This window comes from Curtobacterium sp. MCBD17_035 (genome assembly GCF_003234815.2).
GTDB lineage: Bacteria > Actinomycetota > Actinomycetes > Actinomycetales > Microbacteriaceae > Curtobacterium.
The window spans coordinates 2,906,914-2,928,625 of record NZ_CP126279.1 but is presented as its reverse complement, the minus strand read 5'-3'; the positions used below and the strand labels follow the sequence as shown (position 1 = coordinate 2,928,625).

The window sequence follows — 21,712 nt, the reverse complement described above, 5'->3', positions numbered from 1 at the left end:
TGATCACGCTCGGATGTGTCGAAATCGGCGTTCATTGACCGTCGGGGCTCGGCGGGCCGCCTACAGTATCGGTGTGTGGCGTGTCGACAGGACTGCAGAGCGCGAGGACGACGTGGATGACGACGTCCGCGCCGATGACCTGCGCGCGCCCGAGCAGGTGACGAGCCCACAGCAGCTGAGCCTCGGGGACCCGCGACTCACGGCAGGGAACGCGGCCGAGCCCGTGTGGGACGCCTGGCGCGAGCAGCTCTCCGGTGTCGGTGGCACGTCCCCGCTCATCCACTTCTCGGATCACCCCCGGGCTCGCATCGAGCTCAGCACGACGCACCCGGGTGGCCTGGCACAGTTCATCACCGGCAAGACGACCCTGCTGTCGAGCCTCATCCGCGACGAGGTCGCGTTCCGCGCCGCCCGCATCGCCGCGGGGTTCGTCGAGGAGAAGGGGACCGAGCTCGCCACGGTGCGCGGGATCGACGCGGTCGAGCTCGGCATCGGCATGGTGGACTGGCGGCACGCCGACGTCGACCACCGCGGGCCGGTCCTCCTCCGGCCGCTCGCCATCCGCCGCCACGGGCGTGACTTCGAGGTCCGACTGCTCGGCCAGCCCGTCCTCAACCCGGCGCTCGCCGACGCCCTGCGCGACCAGTTCGGGATCGTGCTCGACGCGGAGGCCTTCGTCGCGCTCGCCCAGCAGGACGGCTCGTTCACGCCGAACCCGGTCATCGACCGCCTCCGCGGCCTCACCGCGCACCTGCCGCACTTCAGCGTCCACCCGCGCCTCGTCGTGTCGACGTTCGCCGAGGTCGCGTCGAGCATGGTCGAGGACACCCGCGACCTCTCGCACCCGGTGCTCGACGCCCTCGCCGGCAACCCGAGCGCCAAGTGGCAGGTCGAGCAGTCCTACCGGCCGGTCGAGCAGACGCCGTCCGACGAGCGCAGCCCCGAGACCGACACGCTCCTGCTCGACGCCGACGACGAGCAGGAGAACGTGATCGCGCAGATCACGGCGGGCAACTCCATCGTGGTCAAGACCCTGCCCGGCACGGGTGGCACCCAGACCATCGTCAACGCCCTCGGTGGCCTCGTCGCCGCGAACAAGCGCGTGCTCGTCGTCAGCCCGCGGCGCGCGACCCTGCGCGGCATCGCCAGCCGGTTCGTCGAGGTCCAGCTGCCCGGCGTCGCCGTCACCCCCGCGACCCTCCGGCGCGACCTCATCCGCGCGATCGGCCGCAACGAGAAGTCGACGAAGCCGAACCTCCGCGAGGTCGACGACGCGCTCGTCCGACTCCGCAAGGTCCTGCTCGACTACCGCGGCGCACTCGGCCGCGTCGACCCGGCGTTCGGTGTCTCCGTGCTCGACTGTCTGGTCGAGCTGTCCCGCCTGTCGCTCCTCCCGGTCCCGCCCGCCACGACCGCGCGCCTGTCGCGGTCGTCCGTGGAGGCCATGGTCGACGGTCGCGCGCGCGTCGCCGAGACGATGGTGAGTGCCGCGAACCTCGGCGAGTTCAAGTACGGGCCGGACGACTCGCCCTGGTACGGCGCCCGGTTCGCGTCCAGCGCCGCCGCGCACAAGGCGCACCAGACCGCGCAGGGCCTGCACGCCACCGAGCTGCCGACGCTGCTGCAGCGCGCGAACGACCTCATCGGCTCGACCCACATGCGGCCGTTCACGACGATCGGCGAACTCGGCGTGTACCTGCGGCTCCTCACCGAGATCCGCGACACCCTCGACCGCTTCCTGCCCGTCGTGTTCGATCGCTCCGTGTCCGAGCTCGTCGCGGCGACGGCCCCGCGTGGTGAGGGTGCCCCGATGTCGGCGACGAACCGCCGCCGCCTCAAGAAGCTCGCCCGCGAGTACGTCCGTCCGGGCGTGCACGTGTCCGACCTGCACGAGGCCCTGACGCGGGTCCAGCAGCAGCGGGTCCTGTGGCAGCGGTACGTGGCGGCCGGCGTCGCCCCGGAGATCCCCACCGGCATCGCCGACGTCCAGGTGCTCTACTCGAACGTCGCCGAGGACCTCGCGCGTCTCGACGAGCCGCTCGGCAACACGTCCCGTGAGCGGCAGCTCGCCAACCTGCCGATCGACCAGCTCGTCGCGGACATCGGCGAGCTCGCGGCCGAGAGCGACGTCCTGCACAACCTGCAGGAGCGCACCGAGCTCATGACGACCCTGCGCGACCTGCAGCTCGAGCCGCTCATCACCGACCTGGCGAACCGCCACGTGCCCGAGTCCCAGGTGCCGGCCGAGCTCGAGCTCGCGTGGTGGCAGTCCTGCCTCGAGATGTTGCTCGAGGGCGACCGCGCCCTGCTCGGGGCGAACACCGACATGCTCGACCGCGTCGAGGCGGACTTCCGGCTCGTCGACGACGCCCACGCCGCCGGGGTGTCCCAGGGCCTGGCGTGGCAGCTCGCCGAGAACTGGAAGGTCGGCCTGGTCGACTGGCCGGACGAGGCCGCGCAGCTCAAGGCGCAGCTCCGGCAGCCCGCGATCACGTCGCGACTGCTGCAGGACTCCGCACCGCACCTGTCCCGCGCCATCGCACCCGTGTGGCTCGCGTCGCCGTACGAGGTCCCGCAGATCGCGGACACGATGCCGTTCGACACCGTGATCCTCGTCGACGCCGGTGCCGTGACGATCGCCGAGACCGTCGGGGCGATCCGCCGCGCCAAGCAGACCGTGGTCTTCGGCGACCCGGTCACCCAGACGCCGTCCCCGTTCCGTATCGCGGTCGACCCGGACCACCGGGCGCTCCGCGTCGACGAGCAGACGCTCGACTCGCTGCACGCCGACTCCGCGCTGGCGAAGCTCTCGACGCTCCTGCCGACCCTGTCGCTCACGCGCTCGTACCGCGCCGGCGGCGAGGACCTCGCGGAGCTCGTGAACCGGCGCTTCTACGGGGGCCGCATCGAGTCCCTGCCGTGGGCGGGTTCGTTCCTCGGCCACGGCTCGATCGCGATCGACTACGTCGCCGAGGGCAAGGCCGTGCCGGACCCCGAGTCCGGCGCCGTCGAGAGCGTCGACGCCGAGGTCGACCGTGTCGTGCGGCTCGTCCTCGACCACGCCAAGAACCGGCCGACCGAGTCGCTCATGGTCATCACGGCGTCCGCCAAGCACGCCGTTCGTGTCGAGCAGGCCGTCCTCGCCGCCGTGCAGGGCCACAAGGACCTCACCGAGTTCGTGATCGGCGACCGCCCCGAGCCGTTCATGGTGGCGACGCTCGAGCAGTCCGTCGCCCAGAGCCGCGACCGCGTCGTGTTCTCGATCGGCTACGGCCGCACGCCCCACGGCCGCGTCCTCCGCGACTTCGGTCCGCTCGGCAAGCCCGGCGGCGAACGCCTGCTCGCCGTCGCGATGACCCGCGCCCGCCGGTCGATGATCATCGTCACGTGCTTCCAGCCGTCCGACATCGAGGCCGAGCGCATGGGTCACGGCACCGTCGCGCTCGCCGAGATCCTCGCGGAGGTCCGGGCCCGCACGAGCATGGAGTACGTGCCCGACGACAGCGACCCGCTGCTCGTCGACCTCGCCCGCCGGCTCGAGATGCGCGGCATCCCCGTGGCGCTCGGACACCGCGGCAAGCTCGGCCTCGTCGCCGCGCACGGCGGGGTCTGCGTGACGATCGAGACCGACGCGTCGCTCGCCAAGGGCTCCCTGCGCGAGTCGCTGCGCCTCCGGCCCGAGGTGCTCCGACGGCTCGGCTGGCACTACGTGCGCGTCCACGCCTTCCAGCTCTTCTCCGACCCGGACCGCGTCGCCACGACCGTCGCCCAGGTGCTCGGCGTGGACCGTGGTGCGACGCAGGAGATCGCGATCCCGCCGGTCCCGGCCCGGCAGTGACCGCGGGCTGGCCAGCGGCCGCCGGCTGGTCCCGATGACCGGGAGGCGCGCCTCCCGACCGGCCGGACCGGTCACCCCAGGGACGGAACAGCTCCGCGGGAGCTGGGCGGCCCACGCCGACGTCCGTTCCGCCACGGGGGCGGAGGCCGTCGCCGCTGGCCCCGCGGGCGACTCGTCCGCCGTTGGTCCCGCGGGCGACTCGTCCGCCGTTGGTCCCGCGGGCGACCCATCCGCCGGGCGGACGACGGGCGCACAGGACCGCACGTCTGACGGCGCCACGGCCACTCGTGACCGACGGCCGGGAGGCCCCACTCGCCGCCGCCGGGTCACGACCGCTCCGGCGCCGGGGACGGACCCGAACCCCGCGCCCGAGCCGGAGCGGCACGGCGCGGGGGAGAACGACGCGCGGCTGCTGGGCGATCGGCCGCCGCACTGGGGCTGAGGCGGCCCTCCCGCCTCCCGTGAGCCCTGCCGCCTCCCTGTTCCGCCCTCGCACGGCCCCCGTCGGACCGGGACGACGTTCAACGCGTCGCCCGACAACGGTCGTGTCGGCGGCGGAAGTCGGGGGATGGAACTGTGCGGCTCAGGTACCCAGGGGCGACGCGTCGATCGGGGAAGCGTGGCAGCGCTCGGCAGCGCGAGGTCAGCGAGGAGACTGCCGTCCGTGCGGTGCCGACGTCAGCGAGCGGGGACGGCGTCGCCGCGGCGCTTCCGCACCATGGCAGCGGCGTACTGTGCGCCGGCGAGCACGTGCCCGACCGTGCCGAGGACGATGCACACGAGGGCGACGACGCGCACCCACGTGAGGTGTTCGGCGACCGACGTCGACGAGAACAGCAGCACGGGCAGCCCGACGAACAGCAGCGCCGAGCGGATCTTGCCCGTCCAGGTCACGTCGAGGTCTGGCGACCCGCGGAACAACGCGCTCGACATCGCGACGAGCACCAGGTCCACGACCACCACCACGGCGACGACGACCCACGGCAAGAGCCCGACGAGGACCAGCGACAACACGATCGCGACGATCGACAAGCGGTCCGCCACGGGATCCAGCGCCTTGCCGAGTGCGGACTCCTGGTGGAATCGGCGGGCGATGAAGCCGTCCGCCCAGTCGGTGACCCCGAGTCCGACCAGCGACACGAGGCCCCACCCGGGGTGTCCCGCGACGACCAGTCCGACGTACACGGGGATGAGGACGAACCGGACGAGCGTCAGCAGGTTCGGCCAGGTCTGCCAGTCCGGACGGGCTCGCCTCCCACTGGTGTCCGCCATGGCGTCGGGCCTCTCGTTCGCCGTCGTGGCGAACCCGCCGGTCGCCCATCCACTCAGGATAGCGGCGGTGCCTCCGGCGCCTGAGTGGCGAGCGATCGGCCGGGTCTCAGAGCTTCGTCGTGCCGCTGATGCCCGGTCCCGTGGGCGCGTCGGTGGGGGCGACGTGCGCGCCCGCGGCCTGACCGGTGATCCCCTGCTGCTGTCGGAGCAGGTCGCGGATCTCGAGGAGGACCTCGACATCGGTCGGCGGGACGTCCGCCGGCGGCTGCTCGACGTCGTTCTCGACGCGCTTGAACGCGAGCTTCCTCAGGCGGTTGACCGGCAGCACGAGCGCGAAGTAGACGACCGCGGCCACGATGACGAACTGGATCACGGCACCGAGCACGGAACCGAAGTGGAGCTCGGCGTGCGCCCCGCCGACTCCGGGGATCGTGAGGACCCAGGTGTGCTCGAGGCTCGACGCGTTGAACAGCGCCCCGACCGCCGGGTTGATCACCGCCGTGACGATCGTGTTGACGATCGCGGTGAACGCGGCGCCGATGACGACGGCGACTGCGAGGTCGATGACGTTGCCGCGGAGCAGGAACTCCCTGAAGCCCTTCACGGGACCCCCTCGTGTCCAGGTGTCGGCCCGCGCCACGGGGACCGGCCGGGCGTCCAGTCGACCGGCACGGATCACGCTACCGACGGAGCACGACTCAGGCCGCGCTGGAGCTCCCGGATGAGGACGACGACGGTGAGGACGAGCCTGTGGAGGACGAACCGGATGAACTCGACGAGGTCGAACCGGATGAACTCGACGAGGTCGAACTCGACGACGACGACTCGCTCGGCGTCGATCCGCCACCGGACTCGGACTTCGTCCCCGACGCCCCGGACGACGACCGGGAGTCCGTGCGGTAGAAGCCGGACCCGTTGAACTTCACTCCGACGGGGCTGAACACCTTGCGGAGCACGCCGCCGCAGGTCGGGCACTCGGTCAGGGCGGCGTCCGAGAAGGACTGCTTGACGTCGAAGGCGGTACCGCACTCGGTGCAGCGGTAGGAGTAGGTGGGCACGTCAGCTCCGGAAGGTGAGGATGCGCGATGGGGTGATGATGCCGTCGACGGGCTGGTCGTGGCGCTCGCGAGGGACCTCGTCCACGTACTCCGCGTCGAACACCACAGCATAGACGGGCGGACGCTTGGCCATGGATCCGAGGGTCTTGTCGTAGTAGCCGCGCCCCCAGCCCATCCGCATGCCGGCTCGGTCCACGGCGGCCGCGGGCGCGAGGATGACGTCGACGTCGTTGATCGCGATCGGCGAGAGCACCTCGCCGACGACCTCGGGGACGCCCGCCAGACCCTGGTGCTCGGTCTCGCCGTCACCCACGGCCCAGTCCAGCAGGCCGTCGTCCCGGGCGATCGGGAACAGCGTGCGGATGCCCGCGTCGAACGCCCAGTTGAGGAACGGGCGGACGTTGGGCTCGTCGGACGACGGGAGGTAGGCCGACAGCGAGGAGATCGCCCGCTCCTCCACGAAGCGCTGGAGCGTGGCGGTGAGGTCCGTGGTGAACGCGCTCCGCTCCGACGCGGTGTGCATGCGGCGACGTTGCCGCAGCTCGGCACGGAGGGCTCGTTTGGCGTTCCCGATGTCGCTCTCGGCGCTCATGGCCACGAGCTTAACGGCTCGTCCCCGCGTGGCCATGTGTCCTCCACGCGGTCCCCCGTCCGTTAACGCCCGCGTCATGGGGGCAGCGGATACGCTCGTCGCCATGGGTTTCCAGATTTCCAAAGCAGTGATCCCGGCCGCAGGGCTGGGGACGCGGTTCCTCCCCGCGACCAAGGCGATGCCGAAGGAGATGCTCCCGGTCGTCGACAAGCCCGCGATCCAGTACGTGGTCGAGGAAGCCGTCGACGCGGGCCTCCATGACGTCCTCATGATCACCGGTCGCAACAAGAACGCGCTCGAGAACCACTTCGACCACGTGTCGGAGCTCGAGGAGACCCTCCGCAAGAAGGGCGACCACGACAAGCTCGCCAAGGTGAACCAGTCGACGGACCTCGCCGACATGCACTACGTGCGCCAGGGCGACCCGCTGGGCCTCGGCCACGCCGTGCTCCGCGCCAAGATGCACGTCGGCCGCGAGCCGTTCGCCGTGCTCCTCGGCGACGACATCATCGACGCTCGTGATCCGCTGCTCAAGCGCATGATCGAGGTGCAGGACGAGAAGAACGCGACCGTCGTCGCCCTGCTCGAGGTCCCGGCGTCCCAGACCCACATGTACGGCATCGCGACCGTCGAGGAGACCGACGAGGACGACGTCGTCAAGATCACCGGTCTCGTCGAGAAGCCCGCCCAGGGGGAGGCCCCCTCCAACCTCGCGATCATCGGTCGCTACGTGATCCGCCCCGAGGTGTTCGACGTCCTCGAGAAGCAGGAGCCGGGCAAGGGCGGCGAGATCCAGCTCACGGACGCGCTCATGAAGATGGCCGGCGCCGAGGAGTGGACGGGTGGCGTGTACGGCGTCGTGTTCCGTGGACGCCGGTACGACACGGGTGACAAACTCGACTACATCAAGGCGATCGTCCAGCTCGCCTCCGACCGCGACGACCTCGGCCCCGAGCTCAAGGAATGGCTCAAGGAGTTCAACGCGGGCGAGTAGCCGTCCCGTCCGGGACACCCGAACCAGGAACGCGATCCCCCGATGACGACCATCCCCACCCTGACGCACGGTCGGATCACCATCCGCCCGCTGCGCCTCCGTGACACCCGTGACCTCGACATGGCCCTGTCGATGAACCGGAGCTGGTTGCGGACCTGGGAGGCCACGAACCCGTCGGGACTCGTGTCGGCGGACGTCCGGGGGAGCATCCGGGCCCTGCAGGCGAACGCGCGTGCAGGGCTCGGCCTGCCCTTCGCCATGGAGCTCGACGGCCGGTTCGTCGGACAGCTCAACGTGTCGGGCATCAGCTACGGCTCGCTCGCCAGTGCGTCGATCGGTTACTGGGTGGTCGAGAGCGCCGCGGGGCACAACGTGACCCCGACCGCCGTCGCGCTCGCGACCGACCACTGCTTCCGTTCCGTCGGGATCCACCGGGTGGAGATCTGCATCCGTCCGGAGAACGCGCCCTCGCTCCGGGTCGTCGAGAAGCTCGGGTTCCGGTACGAGGGGCTGCGACGCCGGTACATCCACATCAACGGTGACTGGCGCGACCACTTCTGCTTCGCGCTCGTGGCCGAGGAGGTCCGCGAGGGCGTCCTCGACCGCTGGGTGCGCGGCGCCGTGCCCGCAGGTCAGGGCAGCGTGCCCGACCAGGCCCGCGAGGAGGCCGCGATGCCGATCGCGACCTCGCGCCGCGGCTGAACTCGTCCTCCACAACCCGAATCCGGCGCGACTCGCTCAACACGCGACGCGCAATGACCGATCGGCGCGCGGCCCGCCCATACCGTGTTCCCCGTGAGCATCGGGTCCTGGAGCGGAGGCATCGTCCTCCTCATCGCGGCGGTGCTGTGGCTCGTCTACCTCATGCCCTCGTGGCACGCGCGTCGGCAGTACCTCGCCACGGAGCGCAACGCGGTGCGTCTGCAGCAGACGCTCCGGATCCTCGCACAGACCGCCGAACTCCCGGACGAGGTCCGCATCGAGATGAACGCCCGATCCCTGGCAGAGGCCCAGCGTGTGGCCGCGAGCGAAGAAGCCCGCCGCCGCGCCATCGTCCGAGCACACGAGGCCGCACGCCAGCGTGAGATCACGCGACGCCTGGCGGAGCAGGAGCCCGAGCTCGAGCGGGTCGCCGCGTCGCCGGCGCTGACTGCCCGCCGCATGCGTCGTTCTCGACTGGGGGCGACGCTCATCGGCTTCGTCGGGCTCGTGGTCACCGTGGTGACGCTCGTCGCCGCACCGGCGATGTGGCTCATGGCGCTCGCCGCCGCGCTCGTGGTCGTGGGGGCGGTGGCGGTCCTCGCGCAGCTCGCCGCCGTCGGCCGTGCCCGGATGCGCCGTGCCGCCGGGGTCGCCGCGGCGACCCGGGCACCCGCACCGCGCGCCCGGTCCGCACGGACACGGAACGCCGCTCCGATCGACACCGCCGTTGGCACAGCGGAGACCGCACCGGCCGCCGAGGACCGGAGCTGGACGCCCGTGGAGGTCCCCAAGCCGCTCTACGTGTCGCGACCCGACGTGGAGCGCGCCCGTGCGGAAGCCCGCCAGGCAGCCGAGGAGTCGTCGGCGGCGCTCGCCGCACGCCTCCGCGAGCGTGTCGCCGAGGCCGCTGCGGCCGCGGACGCGGAAGCAGCGCGACGCCGAGCAGAGGCAGCTGCCGTGGCCGCGGGCGCGACCGACCCCGACCTCGCTCGGGTCACGCCGATCCGATCCGATGTCGAGGCCGCTGCGGCCGCGCTCGCCGAGCACGACCAGGCGACGCCGACGACCCTGGCCGAGCGGATGGGGCTGCGCGCTCCCGCCGCGGACGGGCCCGCTGGTGGACCACAGCCGGGAGGCCCGACCGCCGCCACCCGGACCGCGGACGACCGTCGGCCGGAACCGGCTGCACCGTCGGCACCGCCGAGCAAGTACGCGGGTATGGGGATCATCGACGAGGACTCGTGGGAGCGCACGGACCTCGACGCGGTCCTCCGGCGCCGCCGCGCGGTCTGAACGCGGTCGCCCAGCCGGACCGATGTCGTGCCGGGCTCGATTTCGGATCGAGCCTGCTGCGGTGCTAGTCTTGCTGGGCACTCGGGGCTATGGCGCAGTTGGTAGCGCGTCTCGTTCGCAATGAGAAGGTCAGGGGTTCGAATCCCCTTAGCTCCACCGAGAACCGCACGGCGAGAGGCCCGGGTCCACCAGGATCCGGGCCTCTCGCCGTCTCGGCGGGTGGTCGTTCTGCACCTGTCGTCTCGGCATGCTCGTTCTGCGCTGCGGGCGATGGTGGTGGTGCGCAGCGGCCTCTGGCACCATGGGCGCACCGCGACGGGGCGCACGCCGCTCCACAGCCAGCACGCGAGGAGCGACGATGCCCACCGCACTCAACCCCTACATCGGTTTCCGTGACGAGGCCCGCCAGGCGATGGAGTTCTACCGCGACGTCTTCGGCGGCGACCTGACGCTGTCGACGTTCGGCGAGATGCACGCGAGTGAGGACCCGACCGAGCAGGACAAGGTGATGCACAGCGTCCTGGTGACCCCGCACGGCCTCCTGCTCATGGCCTCGGACACGCCGAACGGCATGGAGGCCCCGACAGGGTCCCGCATCAGCATCTCGCTGAGCGGCGACGACGGGCAGGAGATCCACGGCTACTGGGACGGTCTGGCCGACGGGGCGACGATCATCGCGCCGTTGACCGCCGCCCCGTGGGGCGACGAGTTCGGGATGCTGAGCGACCGCTTCGGCGTCACCTGGCTGGTGAACGTCACCGGTTCGCGGTCCTGAGCGGCGCCGGTCGTCTCGGGGTTCCAGATCTCGGGAACGGTGGGCCACCGGCGCATCCTCGGACGTATCGCTTACCCTGTCCGGACGATGACTGCTCCCGCCGCGCTCACCCGACGTTCCCTGTTCTCGCTGGCGGGTGTCGCCGGTGTCGGCCTGGCGCTCGCGGCGTGCACGGCGGACGACCGGTCCTCGGGGTCCGCGACGCACGGACCCACGACGGGCAGCGCGTCGACGGGCGCGGTGCACCCGGTCGCACGGGCGCTGTCGCCGGCGCAGGTGCCCTTGGCCGGCGGGGTGACCGTGACCGTCACGGGGTCCGGGCTGGCGCGGGTCGCGGGCGTGACGGTCGGGGGGCTCGCGGCACGGGACGTCCACGCGACGGACGAGCGGGTGACCTTCACGGCTCCGCACCAGGCCTCCTACGCCCCGGGACACGCGGAGGTGGCGCTGTTCACCCGTGCGGTGGAGCCGGTGCCGTCGGCGAACGTGACGACGTCGGACGGCAACGGCAGCACGAGCAACGACGGCGTGAGCGGGGACACCGCCACGAGCGGCGCGACCTCGACTCCGACGCCCACCGCAGCCACCGCGGGAACGCCCGTCGCCACGACGACGCTGACGTACGCCGCGCTGACCGCCGTCGACCGTCAGCTCCAGTACGCGATGGCGCACTGGTCGAACTACAACCTGGCGGAGTACGGCAACATGAACGCGATCGGCGGCGACTGCGCGAACTTCGTCAGCCAGACGCTCGTCGCCCGCGGGTGGCAGCAGCGCGACGACTGGTACAACCACGACGCCGGGGCCGAGCACTCCGCCACCTGGACCTACTGCCCGTCGCTCGACCCGTGGTTGCAGACGAACGCCGCCGCCTTCGGGCTCACCCGGCGCACGCTGGACGAGCGCGCGAAGGTCGGGGTCGGTGACATCGTCATGTGGGACTGGAACGGCAACGGGTCACCGGACCACACGACGATCGTGTCCGAGGTGTTCCCGCAGGCCGACGGCACGGTGCTCATCAAGTCGGCGAGCCACAACGAGGACGGCCCCTACCGCGACCTCGACGAGATGCTCACCGTGCAGCACCCCGGTGGCACGGCCTGGTTCCACACCTTCGACGCATAGGGGAGCGCTGGCCGCCGAAGCGGGTCGGCGCATCGGCACAGGGGGGCGAACGCGCCGCACCACAACGGGGAGCCGGGTCACGGGAACCCGATGTACCAGATGAGCACGATCGCGATCGCCTGCAGCACCACGCCGACGACGGCGAGCACGACGGTGCGCCGCCGCGTCCGCACGAACAGGTCGGTCCCGAGCACGGGCGCGGCGGGCATGAGCAGCCGCACGAGGCTCTGCTGTGGCAGGAACACCGCGACGAGGTAGACCCCGTACGCGGCCACGAACCCGACCACCTCGGGCCCGAGCGCGCGCGTGCTCCGCCGGACGAGCAGCCACACCGCGGCGGCGATCACGGCGATCACCAGGACGAACCCGCCGTTCCCGAGCCACCGTCCGGCGAGCATGAACCACGGGGTCATCGGCACGAAGTGGACGTGGCCGACGTACCCGGTCCACCAGGCGAGCTCGCTGTCGAGGTAGGTGTCCGGCCGCCCGGTGACCGCGCTCGCGATGAACGGCCAGGCCAGACCGGCCACCGCGACCACGATCCCCGTGGCGGCGAGGCCGAGGCGCGTCGTCCAGGGGACGCGGTGGATCCACCGTCGGGCGGGCAGGCCTCGGGTGCGCGATCGACCGGCCCGGACCTCGATGGCGACGAGGTGCACGGCGACCGCGACGGACAGCGCGAGGGCGCCCGGGCGGGTGAACGCGGCGACCACGCCCAGGGCGGCCACGAGCGGGTACCGACGTTGCACGAGTGCGAGCAACGCGCCCGCGACGAGCAGCAGGGACAGCGCCTCGGCGTAGGGCACCTGCAGCAGGAACCCGAGCGGCCCGAACACGAACAGGGCCGTGGCGCGCCGGGCACGTCGGGACCCGGCGACGGCGCGGACGAGCCGGTAGAGCACGACCGTACCGCCGGCGCCGCTGAACAGGGAGACGACGACGCCCGCACCCCAGAAGGACAGCCCGGTGACGGCCATGACGACACGGACGACGGCGGGGAACACCGGGAGGAACGCCCACGCGTTCGGCTCGACGTGCCCGTGGTGGTCCAGGGGGACGGACCGCGGGTACCCGTGCACCGCGACGGTCTGGTACCACCACGCGTCCCAGGATCCGGAGAACGCCAGCAGACCGTGGGCGCCGCCGTGGCCCTCCGGCTCGTGTCCGGCGGCGGCCCCGACGAGCAGCACGCCGACGAGCAGCACGGTGCTCACCGCACGGGAGCCGACCCACAGCAGGAGCGGGGCGGTCCACCCGCTGTGCCGTCCCTCCAGGGCGATCCGGATCAGGCGGGCGAGCCGCCTGATCCGGAGCAGGCGGGCGAGCCGCCGCGGCCGGGAGGCCCCGCCCACGCCGTGGACGGCCGTGCTGACGGGCGTCGGCAGAGCTGGCACGACCTCGATGATCGCAGAGGCGCGACGGGCGCGCGCGCTCCGACGGGAGGTCACTCGATGGCGGCCTCGCGGGTGAGGACCATGACGTCCATGCGTCCGGTCTGCACGACCTCGCCGTGCTGGTTCCGGAGGGTCACGGTGCGCTCGACGATGCCGGTGCGGCCGGAGCTCGTGCGACGGGTGGACAGGATCTCGACCGTGCAGGTGAGCGTGTCACCGATGAACACGGGCGCGGTGAACCGCCAACCGTCGATGCCGAGGAGCGCGACGGCGGAGCCCTCGAACACGCCGGTGCGGGCGATCAGCCCCAGGCACAGGGACGCGCCGAGCATGCCGTGGACGATGCGCTGGCCGTACCGCGTCTGCTTCGCGAACTCGACATCGGTGTGCACCTGGTTGTTGTCGTTCGTCCACGACGCGAACGACACGACGTCCGCCTCGGTGATCGTGCGACCCGGGGTCACGAAGGTCTGTCCGGCGGCGAGGTCCTCGAGGTAGTGCGGCACGGGGCCAGTGTCCCACGCGGGCTCCGACCTGCCGCGCTGCCCCGGTCCCGGGCCAGCCGGAGCCGACCACGGCCTCCCGGCGCGGACCAGGGAACCGCGCCGGTCCGTCCGGCGTACGCTCCGGCGCATGAGCGACGCAGCCCCGACCACCGCCGCGACGGACCCGACATCGACCTCGGAGCCGCGCGACGACCGCCGGGTCGACGCCCTGACCCACGAGGTCGTGGCCGCCTGGATGGCGGGGCAGCGCTGGTACGCCGCGAAGGGCCTCGACCCCGCGCTCCGGCTCATCGCCGCCCTCGAGGGGGAGGTCGACGGCGTCCGGGTCAGCACGCAGCTCGTCATCGACGACGCCCCGAGCACGCCCGTGCTCTACCAGGTGCCGCTCACCGTGCGGACCGAGCCGGTCGACGCGCTCGACGAGGTCCTCATCGCCACGGACGGCGAACGGTGGCTCTACGACGGGCCGCACGACGCCGCGTACGCACGGTGGCTGCTCGGGACGATCGACGGCGGCGCGACCGTGCACGCCGACGGTGCCAGCGTGGAGGGGCAGCACCTCGCCGACATCGGCGCCGTGACCGCCGTCCGGGTGCTCCGCGGCGAACAGTCGAACACGTCCGTGATCTGCGACGTCGACGGTGGCGGCGGCCAGGTCATCGTCAAGGTGTTCCGGGTCCTGCACCACGGCGACAACCCGGACGTGACCTCCCAGGCCGCGCTCTCGGCAGGTGGCTCGACGCGCGTGCCGAGGTCGTTCGGGGCGCTCCGGGGCACCTGGCCGGACGTCGGGCGGGACGAGGGCACGGCGACGGGGCACCTCGCGTTCGCGCAGGAGTTCCTGCCGGGGCTCGAGGACGCCTGGCGCGTGGCGCTGCAGGCCGCGCAGGACGGCGTGGACTTCACCGAGCAGGCCCACGGTCTCGGGCAGGCGACGGCCGAGGTGCACGCGGTGCTCGCCGAGCAGCTCCCGACGGTCGCGGCCGGCACCGACGAGATCGCCTCGGCGGTCGGGTCGATGCGGCAGCGGCTCGAGGTCGCCTCGGACGAGGTGCCCGCCGTCGCGGAGCACGCCGACGCGATCCGCAGGATCTACGACGCCGCCGAGGGTCTCGAATGGCCCCGGCTCCAGCGCATCCACGGCGACCTCCACCTGGGGCAGGCGGTCTCGTCGCCCGACCGGGGTTGGGTGCTCCTCGACTTCGAGGGCGAGCCGCTCCGGCCGATGCCCGAGCGGTCACGCCCCGACGTCACACTGCGGGACGTCGCGGGCATGCTCCGCTCGTTCGACTACGTCGCTGGCGCCCTGCAGCACGGCGACCACCCGACCGATGCGAGTGGCTGGGCGCACGATGCGCGCCGCGCCTTCGTGGACGGGTACATCGCGGCGGCCGGGACGGACATCCGTGCCCAGCGGACCCTGCTCGATGCGTTCGAGATCGACAAGGCCGTCTACGAGGCCGTGTACGAGGCGCGCAACCGTCCGGACTGGATCGGCATCCCGATCGCGGCCGTCGCCCGGCTCGTCGAGCGGTCCGCGCCGGACGCGGCCTGACGCCGCCCACGGCCTGACGCCGCCCGCGGCCTGACGCGCCGTCTGGCCTGCCGTGCCGCCCGCGGCCGGACCCGCCGCCCGCCGGATCATGCGGGAACGGCGCCCGTGAGCTGACTCGCGGCGAGCGCCAGGGTCATGATGCCGAGCACGGCTGCCGTGAAGGCCATGCTGCGCGCGGCGACGCGCCACACCCCCGTGGCTCGGGGGCGGGCGATGCCCACGATCGCGGCGAGCACCGCGAGCAGGCTGACGATCCCGAACGGGTCGACCACCAGGGCGAGCAGTGCCAGCGCGAGCGAGCCCCAGCCGAACAGGCAGAAGCGCCGCGCGGCGTGCACGCTGAACCGGCCGCCCGGGGTGAGCGCGATCGATCCCGTGCGGGATCCGCACGCCCAGCCGTGCTCGTCGAGGTCCTGCGACGTCACCGAGAAGTGCGGGGCGACGGACTCGGGCGTCGTGGGGGCCAGTGTCCGGTCGGCCAGCGCGGGCGCCTGCGTGGCACTGCCCCACGTGCGACCGTCCCACCACCGCAGACGCGTCGCATCGGCGGGGTCGGGGAACCAGCCAGCAGCCGGCAGTGACACGGGGACGTCTCCTGATCCTGGGAGGGGTGGGACGCGATCGAGCCTACGAAGCGCGTCCCACCCGCCCCAGCCCCAGCACGAGTGTCGGCAGAAGGGGGGACAAACCGGACGGGAGGTACGTTCAGGCCGCGCCCACGGCCTCCCGGTCCCAGCCGAGCTCGGTCCCGACGGCCTTGACGCCGGCGAGCAGGCGCGCGTTGAACTCGACGCCGAGCTGGTTCGGCACCGTCACGAGCACGGTGTCGGCGGCCGCGACGGCCGCGTCCTGGGCGAGCTCGGCGACGAGCTGCTCCGGCTCGCCGATGTACGAGCGTCCGAATCGCGCGAGGCCGCCGTCGAGGTGCCCGACCTGGTCCTGCCCCTCCACCTGCGCCCGGACGCCGAAGTAGTGGCGGGACTCGTCGTCGATGATCGGGATGATGCTCCTCGACACGGAGACGCGCGGTGTGCGCTCCCAGCCGGACTCGGCCCACGCGTCGCGGAACCGCTGGATCTGCTCGGCCTGCAGCTCGTCGAACGGCACGCCGGTGTCCTCGGTCAGGAGGGTGGACGACATGAGGTTCATGCCCTGCTCCGCGGTCCACTCCGCCGTCGCGCGGGTGCCGGCACCCCACCAGATGCGGTCGGGGAGCGTGTCGGACAGCGGGAAGAGGGGCAGCGACCCCTCACGGCCGGTCATCTGCGGGTTCGCGTTCGCCATCGGCTGCCCGGCGATCGCCTGGCGGAAGATCGCGGTGTGCTGCCGGGCCATGTCCGCGTCGGTCTGCCCCGCCGCGGGCGCGTACCCGAACGACTCGTAGCCCGCGAGCGCCGTCTCGGGTGATCCCCGGCTCACGCCGAGCTGCAGGCGGCCGCCGCTGATGAGGTCCGCGGCCGCGGCCTCCTCGGCCATGTAGAGGGGGTTCTCGTACCGCATGTCGATGACGCCGGTGCCGATCTCGATGCGGCTCGTCCGCGCCGCGATGGCGGACAGCAGCGGGAACGGCGCGGCCTGCTGCGGCGCGAAGTGGTGGACGCGGAAGTACGCGCCGTCCACGCCGACCTCCTCGGCCGCGACGGCCAGGTCGATCGCCTGCACGAGAGCCTCGCGGGCGGACCGCACCCGGGACCCCGGCACGTTCTGCCAGTGCCCGAAGGACAGGAACCCGATCTTCTTCGTCATGTGCATGCGAACGCACGGACCCCGGCGAGCATTCCGGCCGGGAGGCACGCTCCGAGCCCGTCCCGCCACTAGCGTCGAGCAGGTGGCCGATGACGCATGGACGGACGACGACGCCCGGGAGGCCCTGCTCGCCGAGCGGGTCCGCTCACGCCGACTGCTCGGTGCCGTCGAGCGGAGCATGGACGACGTCGCATCTGCGCGGGACGGTGCGAACAGCGACGACGAGCACGACCCCGAGGGCGCCACGCTCGCCTGGGAGCGCGGGTCTCTCGGCGCGGTCCGCGACGACGCCCGCCGACGGCTCGAGCTCGTCGACGCCGCGCTGCATCGTCTCGATGACGGGTCCTACGGACGGTGCCTCGTCGGGGGCGAGCCCATCCCGCAGGCGAGACTCGCCGCCGTCCCCTGGGCGCGGACCTGCGTCGCACACGCGGGCTGAGTCGCACGCGCGGGCGGAGTCGCACGCGCGGGCGGAGTCGCACACGCGGGCGGAGTCGCACGCGCAGGCTGAGTCGCACACGTGGGCTGAGTCGCACGCGGGATGACCGGGCTGCTCCGGTGTCGCTCGTGGCGGGACCGCTCCCGGTGTCCGGTGCCGGGCCTCCCGGTCGTCGCGGGGGGACATCACCAGCCGCACCCCCGGGGTTTCCCAGCCGGGGTTCCTAGCCTCGAGCCATGGACGGCGACCGCGTGCACACCGACGGGGCCGACCCCCGTGCCGCGGACGACGATGGAGCGGCGCGAGCCCCCGGACAGGCGCTCGTCGCGGCGCCGGTACCGCCGAAGCGACATCGGTTCCACTGGTTCCGCGACGTGCGAGCGTGGATCCACGCGCGGCCCCACGTGCACTTCGTCTACCGCGTCCTCGTCGGGATCGTCGGCGGCCTCGTCATCATCATCGGGCTCGCGCTCGTGCCCCTGCCCGGGCCGGGCTGGCTCGTCGTGTTCATCGGTCTGACGATCCTGTCGAGCGAGTTCGCGTTCTTCCACCGCATCTCGACCTGGCTGCGCCGGAAGCTGCACGACTTCTGGGATCGGGTCCGTCGGCACGCGCCGTCCTCGCGGATGCGGGCTGCAGCCGACCGGGGCAAGGCGTCGGTGGACGCGGCGCACGACGACGCCCATCGGTCGATGGGGGCCTCGTCGCGCTGATCGCGCTGCCGCTGCGGCTCCTCCCGCGTTGAGCCGCGCTTCGCCCTGTTGAACCGGGTTGTTCCGCGGTTCAACACGACGGAACGCGGTTCAACCGGGCGTGATCCAGGTCGGGGGTGGCGTCAGACGGTGCGGATCGTCCCCGTCGCGATGCGCTCGACCTCGTCGGCGGCGGCCTGCTCGAGCGCAGCGGTCCGGGGCGACCGGAGCTGGGCCACGAGCGCGACGACCGCCGCGAGCACGACGAACCCGCCGTAGGCGACGCTCACGGGCACGATCCCGACGCTCGGCTCGAACACCCCCGCGACGACGCTCGGTGCACCGAACGCCAGGTAGCTCGCGACGTAGATCGCCGACAGGAGTCCGGCCCGGTGCGCGGGGGACGCCGTGGCGAGCAGCATCCGCAGCCCTGCCTGGAACCCCGCCCCGAAGCCGACGCCCGCGATCACGGCGCCGACGACGACGCCCACGAGCAGGTGCGCGACGACGAACCCGAGCGTGACGACCGGCCCGACGACGAGCGCCACGAGGCCGAGCACGACCGCGTGACGGGCGTCCATGCGCTGGATGACGACCCCCGTCAGCGCACCGGTACCAGCGAACGCCGCGATGAACCCGCCCGCGGCCACGTGGTCCGTCACGCCGAACACCGCCGGCAGGAGGGACGGCACGATGGACAGGAACATCCCGCCGAGCGCCCAGCTCGACACGAGGGCGCCGACGACGCTGCGGAACAGGCGCTTCGACGACGCCGGGATCCCGAGGGTGGGGCGCAGGGACCGGAGCGCGCCGGGCTGCTTGCGGACCCGTTCCGGCACGACGACGAGGGTGGCCGCCGCGAGCGCGAGCAGTGCGCCGAAGACGATGTAGACGAGTTGCTCGGGCAGCGGTGCCCACTCGACGAGCATGCCGCTCGAGAGCGCCCCGACCGCGAGGGCGATGGGCGGGACCGCGCCGTTGAGGACACCGGCGAAGGCGGGATGCCGTTCGAGTGAGTGATCGAGGAGCGCCGCACCGAGGGCCCCGATGAGCACGCCCACGAAGACGCCCTGCACGATGCGGGCGACGATGAGCATCGCGACCCCGTTCGCGAGCACGAACAGCACCATCGCGGCGACGACACCGAGCGCACCGACCGCGAGCACGGGCTTCCGGCCGACGTGGTCCGACAGCGCGCCGGCGGTCAACAGGCTGACGAGGAGCCCGGCCACGTAGATCGCGAACACCCCGGTGAGCATGATCGGGCTCAGGTGCCACTCGGCCGCGTACACGGGGTAGATCGGCGAGGGGATGGCCGACGACGCGACGGAGATGAACATCATCGCCGCGACGATCCAGAAGGCGACGACCGAGCGTCGCGGCTGGGTGGACACGGCCTGTCCGTGGTCGCTCGTGCGCTCCGTCGGTGCCATGCCGTTCCTCCTGGTCCTCGGGCTCGCGCCACGCGGTCGCAGTACGAGCAGACTCGTACTGTACTCCCAGTACGACCGGAGTCGTACTGCCCAGTACTGGGTGGTAACCTTCCGCGCATGTCAGCAGCCGTCGCCGTCGCCCCCACCCCGGCACCGCTCCTGCCGCAGCCGGACCCGGACGCGATCGCGCTGCCGAGCGTGATGGCAGCGCTCTCGGACCCCATCCGCCTCACCATCCTGCACCGGTACCTCGTCGACGGCGACGGATCCGAGCAGGCCTGTGGATGGGTGGGGATCGACCGGCCGAAGTCGACGCTGACGCACCACTTCCGGGTCCTGCGCGAGGCCGGCCTGCTCGAGCAGCGTCAGGACGGCCTCGAACGACGCAGCCGCGTCCGGACCGAGGTCATCGCCGCGCGGTTCCCCGGCGTGCTCGACCTCGTCCGCACGTGGCAGGTCCCGCCCGCCGTGCTCCTCGAGGACCTGCCGCCGCTGCCCGCACCGCGCACCGCCGGCGCGCACACCCCGGCTCGCGCGTGACGACGCAGCACGCCCCCGAACTCGCCCCCGCGCCCGCCCGCCGGATCGTCCCCGACGCCGCACTCGCCCGTGCGCTCGCCGAGGACCTGCGCACCGCGGGGTACACCGTCGACGCCGTGGACGCGCTCTGGGGCACGGACGCCGCGGCCGCCCTGCACCGTGGCGACCGCGTCCCCGCGCTCCGGGCCCTGGACGCACGGCGGCGCGCCGGCATGACGACCGGTGCCACGAACGACAGCGCGGACGACCGAGCACCCACCGCCACAGCGCCCGTCGCCACAGCACCCGCCGCCACAGCACCGACCGCCACTGCGCCGACTCCCTCAGCACCAACCGCCACAGCACCGACCGCCACCGCCACGCTCGCCACGTGCTTCGTGCTCGGCGTCGCCGTGCCCCGGACCGACGCCGACGCGGCCCTGCCCACCGCCGGCGTCGAGGCGCTCGCCGCCGCGGGCCTCCTGCGCGTCGTGGGCGACCACGTCGTCCCAGCGGTCGACCTCCGGCCCTACGCCTTCGTCGACGACGCCGGCGCGGGCAGCTGGTGGATCCTGTCCGACCTCGGCGAGGCCGTCCTCGGCGGGCCGCTCGGCGAGGACCACGTGCTCGGCGTCGGCGGTGCCACGATGACCCTGAGCGGCCTCATGGTGCCCGTCCCCGTCCGTCGCGTGCTCGACCTCGGCACGGGCTGCGGGATCCAGGCGATGCACGCGCGTCGCCACGCGGACCAGGTCGTGGCGACCGACATCTCGGAGCGGGCCCTCGCGATCGCGCGGTTCAACGCCGACCTCAACGGGCTCGACGGCATCGAGTTCCGCCTCGGGTCCCTGTTCGAGCCCGTCGCGGGAGAGCGGTTCGACCGCATCGTGTCGAATCCGCCGTTCGTCATCACACCCCGGCGCGACGACGTCCCCTCGTACGAGTACCGCGACGGCGGCATGATCGGCGACGGCCTCGTCGAGACCGTCCTGCGCGGACTCGCCGAGCACCTCGAGCCGGGAGGCACGGCGCAGCTCCTCGGGAACTGGGAGTACCGATGGGGTCGGGACGGGCTCGACCGTGTCCGCGGCTGGTTCGACGACACCGCGTCGGCGCGCGACGTCGACGTCTGGGTCGTCGAGCGCGAGCAGCAGGACCCCGCGCGCTACGCCGAGACCTGGATCCGCGACGGCGGCACGCGACCCGGCACCCCCGCCCACGACCGCCTCGTCGACGCCTGGCTCGACGACTTCGCCGCCCGACACGTCACCGCCGTCGGGTTCGGCTACGTCGTCGTCCGCCGCCCGGACCCCGTGGCGGAGGCGAGCGGCGCGCCGAGCGGCGGGCGGGCCTCCCGGCTGCGGCGCTTCGAACGGATCGCGGACGCGCTCGGCAGCAACCCGACCGGCCTCGGCGCCGCCGTCGCACGGACGCTCGACGCCGTCGCGTGGTCGCGCGGGCACGACGACGAGGCCCTCGGGCGCGCGCACCTCGTGGTCGCCGGTGACGTGACGGAGGAGCGCCACTACTGGCCGGGCAACGACGACCCGACCGTGATCACCCTCGTGCAGGGCGGCGGGTTCGCGCGGCGCGTGGACGCCGACACCGCGCTCGCCGCGTTCGTCGGTGCCTGCGACGGGGACCTGTCGGTGCGGGCGATCGTCGAGGCGATCGCGGACCTCACCGGCGTCGGGGCCGAGGACCTGACCGCCGATCTGCTGCCGCGCGTCCGTGCCCTGCTGCAGGACGGCCTCCTGCGCCCGCCCGCCTGACCTGCTC

General features: G+C 72.7%; 20 protein-coding genes, 1 tRNA gene and 1 pseudogene. 13 read left to right on the top strand and 9 right to left on the bottom strand.

The window, feature by feature from the left end; translation table 11 throughout:
• The first annotated feature begins 73 nt into the window (after nt 1–73).
• Entirely contained in the window at nt 74–3,838 is a 3,765-nt protein-coding gene (locus tag DEI93_RS13750) for an AAA family ATPase (RefSeq protein WP_375334768.1), read from the top strand.
• A gap of 678 nt (nt 3,839–4,516) precedes the next feature.
• Here DEI93_RS13750 and DEI93_RS13745 read toward each other — a convergent pair.
• Together DEI93_RS13745 and mscL are read right to left on the bottom strand one after the other, a co-directional pair.
• On the bottom strand, nt 4,517–5,110 hold the full coding sequence (locus tag DEI93_RS13745) for a CDP-alcohol phosphatidyltransferase family protein (protein ID WP_111013153.1): 594 nt from the start codon (nt 5,108–5,110) through the stop codon (nt 4,517–4,519).
• A gap of 106 nt (nt 5,111–5,216) precedes the next feature.
• Nucleotides 5,217–5,714, bottom strand: coding sequence for a large conductance mechanosensitive channel protein MscL (gene mscL, locus DEI93_RS13740; protein WP_111010439.1), 498 nt, complete (start codon nt 5,712–5,714; stop codon nt 5,217–5,219).
• A 146-nt stretch (nt 5,715–5,860) separates the two neighbouring features.
• On the opposite strand from mscL, the gene DEI93_RS16495 reads away from it, so the two are divergent.
• Nucleotides 5,861–6,013, top strand: coding sequence for a hypothetical protein (locus DEI93_RS16495; RefSeq protein ID WP_309146571.1), 153 nt, complete (start codon nt 5,861–5,863; stop codon nt 6,011–6,013).
• Nucleotides 6,014–6,027: 14 nt separating this feature from the next.
• Here DEI93_RS16495 and DEI93_RS16490 read toward each other — a convergent pair.
• Both DEI93_RS16490 and DEI93_RS13730 read right to left on the bottom strand, forming a co-directional pair.
• A pseudogene (locus DEI93_RS16490) lies at nt 6,028–6,279 on the bottom strand (FmdB family zinc ribbon protein); the annotation flags it as partial.
• The gene (locus tag DEI93_RS13730; RefSeq protein WP_111010538.1) at nt 6,170–6,760 is read right to left on the bottom strand and encodes a 5-formyltetrahydrofolate cyclo-ligase; all 591 of its coding nucleotides are present in this window, start codon (nt 6,758–6,760) and stop codon (nt 6,170–6,172) included. The pseudogene DEI93_RS16490 and the gene DEI93_RS13730, both read right to left, overlap by 110 nt.
• 103 nt (nt 6,761–6,863) lie before the next feature.
• Here DEI93_RS13730 and galU point away from each other — a divergent pair, with 103 nt between their 5' ends.
• The 6 genes from galU to DEI93_RS13700 all read left to right on the top strand — a co-directional run bounded on the left by galU (nt 6,864) and on the right by DEI93_RS13700 (nt 11,649).
• Nucleotides 6,864–7,754, top strand: a complete 891-nt coding sequence (galU, locus tag DEI93_RS13725; RefSeq protein WP_111010437.1) for a UTP--glucose-1-phosphate uridylyltransferase GalU — start codon at nt 6,864–6,866, stop codon at nt 7,752–7,754.
• Between the two features lie 42 nt (nt 7,755–7,796).
• Nucleotides 7,797–8,456, top strand: coding sequence for a GNAT family N-acetyltransferase (locus DEI93_RS13720; RefSeq protein WP_111010436.1), 660 nt, complete (start codon nt 7,797–7,799; stop codon nt 8,454–8,456).
• A 93-nt stretch (nt 8,457–8,549) separates the two neighbouring features.
• Nucleotides 8,550–9,749, top strand: a complete 1,200-nt coding sequence (locus tag DEI93_RS13715; RefSeq protein WP_146244418.1) for a DUF3040 domain-containing protein — start codon at nt 8,550–8,552, stop codon at nt 9,747–9,749.
• Nucleotides 9,750–9,832: 83 nt separating this feature from the next.
• A tRNA-Ala gene (locus tag DEI93_RS13710) sits at nt 9,833–9,905 on the top strand.
• A 202-nt stretch (nt 9,906–10,107) separates the two neighbouring features.
• A complete protein-coding gene (locus DEI93_RS13705) occupies nt 10,108–10,524 on the top strand; it encodes a VOC family protein (protein WP_111119923.1) in 417 nt (138 codons plus the stop codon).
• Nucleotides 10,525–10,611: 87 nt separating this feature from the next.
• Nucleotides 10,612–11,649: an amidase domain-containing protein gene (locus DEI93_RS13700; RefSeq protein WP_111026253.1), complete on the top strand. Its 1,038-nt coding sequence runs from the start codon at nt 10,612–10,614 to the stop codon at nt 11,647–11,649.
• A 77-nt stretch (nt 11,650–11,726) separates the two neighbouring features.
• On the opposite strand, the gene DEI93_RS13695 is transcribed toward DEI93_RS13700, so the two are convergent.
• Entirely contained in the window at nt 11,727–13,043 is a 1,317-nt protein-coding gene (locus tag DEI93_RS13695; protein ID WP_258372254.1) for a hypothetical protein, read from the bottom strand.
• Nucleotides 13,044–13,093: 50 nt separating this feature from the next.
• Nucleotides 13,094–13,549, bottom strand: coding sequence for a MaoC/PaaZ C-terminal domain-containing protein (locus DEI93_RS13690; protein ID WP_258368596.1), 456 nt, complete (start codon nt 13,547–13,549; stop codon nt 13,094–13,096).
• A 127-nt stretch (nt 13,550–13,676) separates the two neighbouring features.
• Here DEI93_RS13690 and DEI93_RS13685 point away from each other — a divergent pair, with 127 nt between their 5' ends.
• Complete coding sequence (locus tag DEI93_RS13685; RefSeq protein WP_181436055.1) at nt 13,677–15,104, top strand: maltokinase N-terminal cap-like domain-containing protein; 1,428 nt, start codon at nt 13,677–13,679, stop codon at nt 15,102–15,104.
• A gap of 86 nt (nt 15,105–15,190) precedes the next feature.
• Here the strand turns inward: DEI93_RS13685 and DEI93_RS13680 are convergent, their stop codons facing one another.
• Both DEI93_RS13680 and DEI93_RS13675 read right to left on the bottom strand, forming a co-directional pair.
• The gene (locus DEI93_RS13680; RefSeq protein ID WP_111010431.1) at nt 15,191–15,688 is read right to left on the bottom strand and encodes a DUF2510 domain-containing protein; all 498 of its coding nucleotides are present in this window, start codon (nt 15,686–15,688) and stop codon (nt 15,191–15,193) included.
• A 121-nt stretch (nt 15,689–15,809) separates the two neighbouring features.
• A complete protein-coding gene (locus DEI93_RS13675; RefSeq protein WP_220037476.1) occupies nt 15,810–16,856 on the bottom strand; it encodes an LLM class flavin-dependent oxidoreductase in 1,047 nt (348 codons plus the stop codon).
• A 76-nt stretch (nt 16,857–16,932) separates the two neighbouring features.
• Here DEI93_RS13675 and DEI93_RS13670 point away from each other — a divergent pair, with 76 nt between their 5' ends.
• Together DEI93_RS13670 and DEI93_RS13665 are read left to right on the top strand one after the other, a co-directional pair.
• Complete coding sequence (locus DEI93_RS13670) at nt 16,933–17,289, top strand: TraR/DksA family transcriptional regulator (RefSeq protein WP_111010430.1); 357 nt, start codon at nt 16,933–16,935, stop codon at nt 17,287–17,289.
• A gap of 236 nt (nt 17,290–17,525) precedes the next feature.
• A complete protein-coding gene (locus DEI93_RS13665; RefSeq protein WP_111010429.1) occupies nt 17,526–18,002 on the top strand; it encodes a TIGR02611 family protein in 477 nt (158 codons plus the stop codon).
• 122 nt (nt 18,003–18,124) lie between these two features.
• On the opposite strand, the gene DEI93_RS13660 is transcribed toward DEI93_RS13665, so the two are convergent.
• The gene (locus DEI93_RS13660; protein WP_111119924.1) at nt 18,125–19,414 is read right to left on the bottom strand and encodes an MFS transporter; all 1,290 of its coding nucleotides are present in this window, start codon (nt 19,412–19,414) and stop codon (nt 18,125–18,127) included.
• A 117-nt stretch (nt 19,415–19,531) separates the two neighbouring features.
• Between DEI93_RS13660 and DEI93_RS13655 the strand changes: the two genes are divergently transcribed.
• Together DEI93_RS13655 and DEI93_RS13650 are read left to right on the top strand one after the other, a co-directional pair.
• A complete protein-coding gene (locus tag DEI93_RS13655; RefSeq protein WP_111026248.1) occupies nt 19,532–19,954 on the top strand; it encodes an ArsR/SmtB family transcription factor in 423 nt (140 codons plus the stop codon).
• Nucleotides 19,951–21,705 carry a DUF7059 domain-containing protein gene (locus tag DEI93_RS13650; RefSeq protein ID WP_258372255.1) on the top strand — a complete coding sequence of 585 codons (1,755 nt, stop codon included), beginning with the start codon at nt 19,951–19,953 and terminating at the stop codon, nt 21,703–21,705. The genes DEI93_RS13655 and DEI93_RS13650 overlap by 4 nt, the downstream gene beginning before the upstream one ends.
• Nucleotides 21,706–21,712 lie beyond the last annotated feature (7 nt).

What these genes read in the sequence shown, in the direction of transcription:
- DEI93_RS13745 (WP_111013153.1), bottom strand. Translation starts at nt 5,110, where the DNA reads ATGGCGGACACCAGTGGGAGGCGAGCCCGTCCGGACTGGCAGACCTGG.
- DEI93_RS13730 (WP_111010538.1), bottom strand. Translation starts at nt 6,760, where the DNA reads ATGAGCGCCGAGAGCGACATCGGGAACGCCAAACGAGCCCTCCGTGCC.
- galU (WP_111010437.1), top strand. Translation starts at nt 6,864, where the DNA reads ATGGGTTTCCAGATTTCCAAAGCAGTGATCCCGGCCGCAGGGCTGGGG.
- DEI93_RS13720 (WP_111010436.1), top strand. Translation starts at nt 7,797, where the DNA reads ATGACGACCATCCCCACCCTGACGCACGGTCGGATCACCATCCGCCCG.
- DEI93_RS13705 (WP_111119923.1), top strand. Translation starts at nt 10,108, where the DNA reads ATGCCCACCGCACTCAACCCCTACATCGGTTTCCGTGACGAGGCCCGC.
- DEI93_RS13700 (WP_111026253.1), top strand. Translation starts at nt 10,612, where the DNA reads ATGACTGCTCCCGCCGCGCTCACCCGACGTTCCCTGTTCTCGCTGGCG.
- DEI93_RS13685 (WP_181436055.1), top strand. Translation starts at nt 13,677, where the DNA reads ATGAGCGACGCAGCCCCGACCACCGCCGCGACGGACCCGACATCGACC.
- DEI93_RS13675 (WP_220037476.1), bottom strand. Translation starts at nt 16,856, where the DNA reads ATGCACATGACGAAGAAGATCGGGTTCCTGTCCTTCGGGCACTGGCAG.
- DEI93_RS13665 (WP_111010429.1), top strand. Translation starts at nt 17,526, where the DNA reads ATGGACGGCGACCGCGTGCACACCGACGGGGCCGACCCCCGTGCCGCG.
- DEI93_RS13660 (WP_111119924.1), bottom strand. Translation starts at nt 19,414, where the DNA reads ATGGCACCGACGGAGCGCACGAGCGACCACGGACAGGCCGTGTCCACC.
- DEI93_RS13655 (WP_111026248.1), top strand. Translation starts at nt 19,532, where the DNA reads ATGTCAGCAGCCGTCGCCGTCGCCCCCACCCCGGCACCGCTCCTGCCG.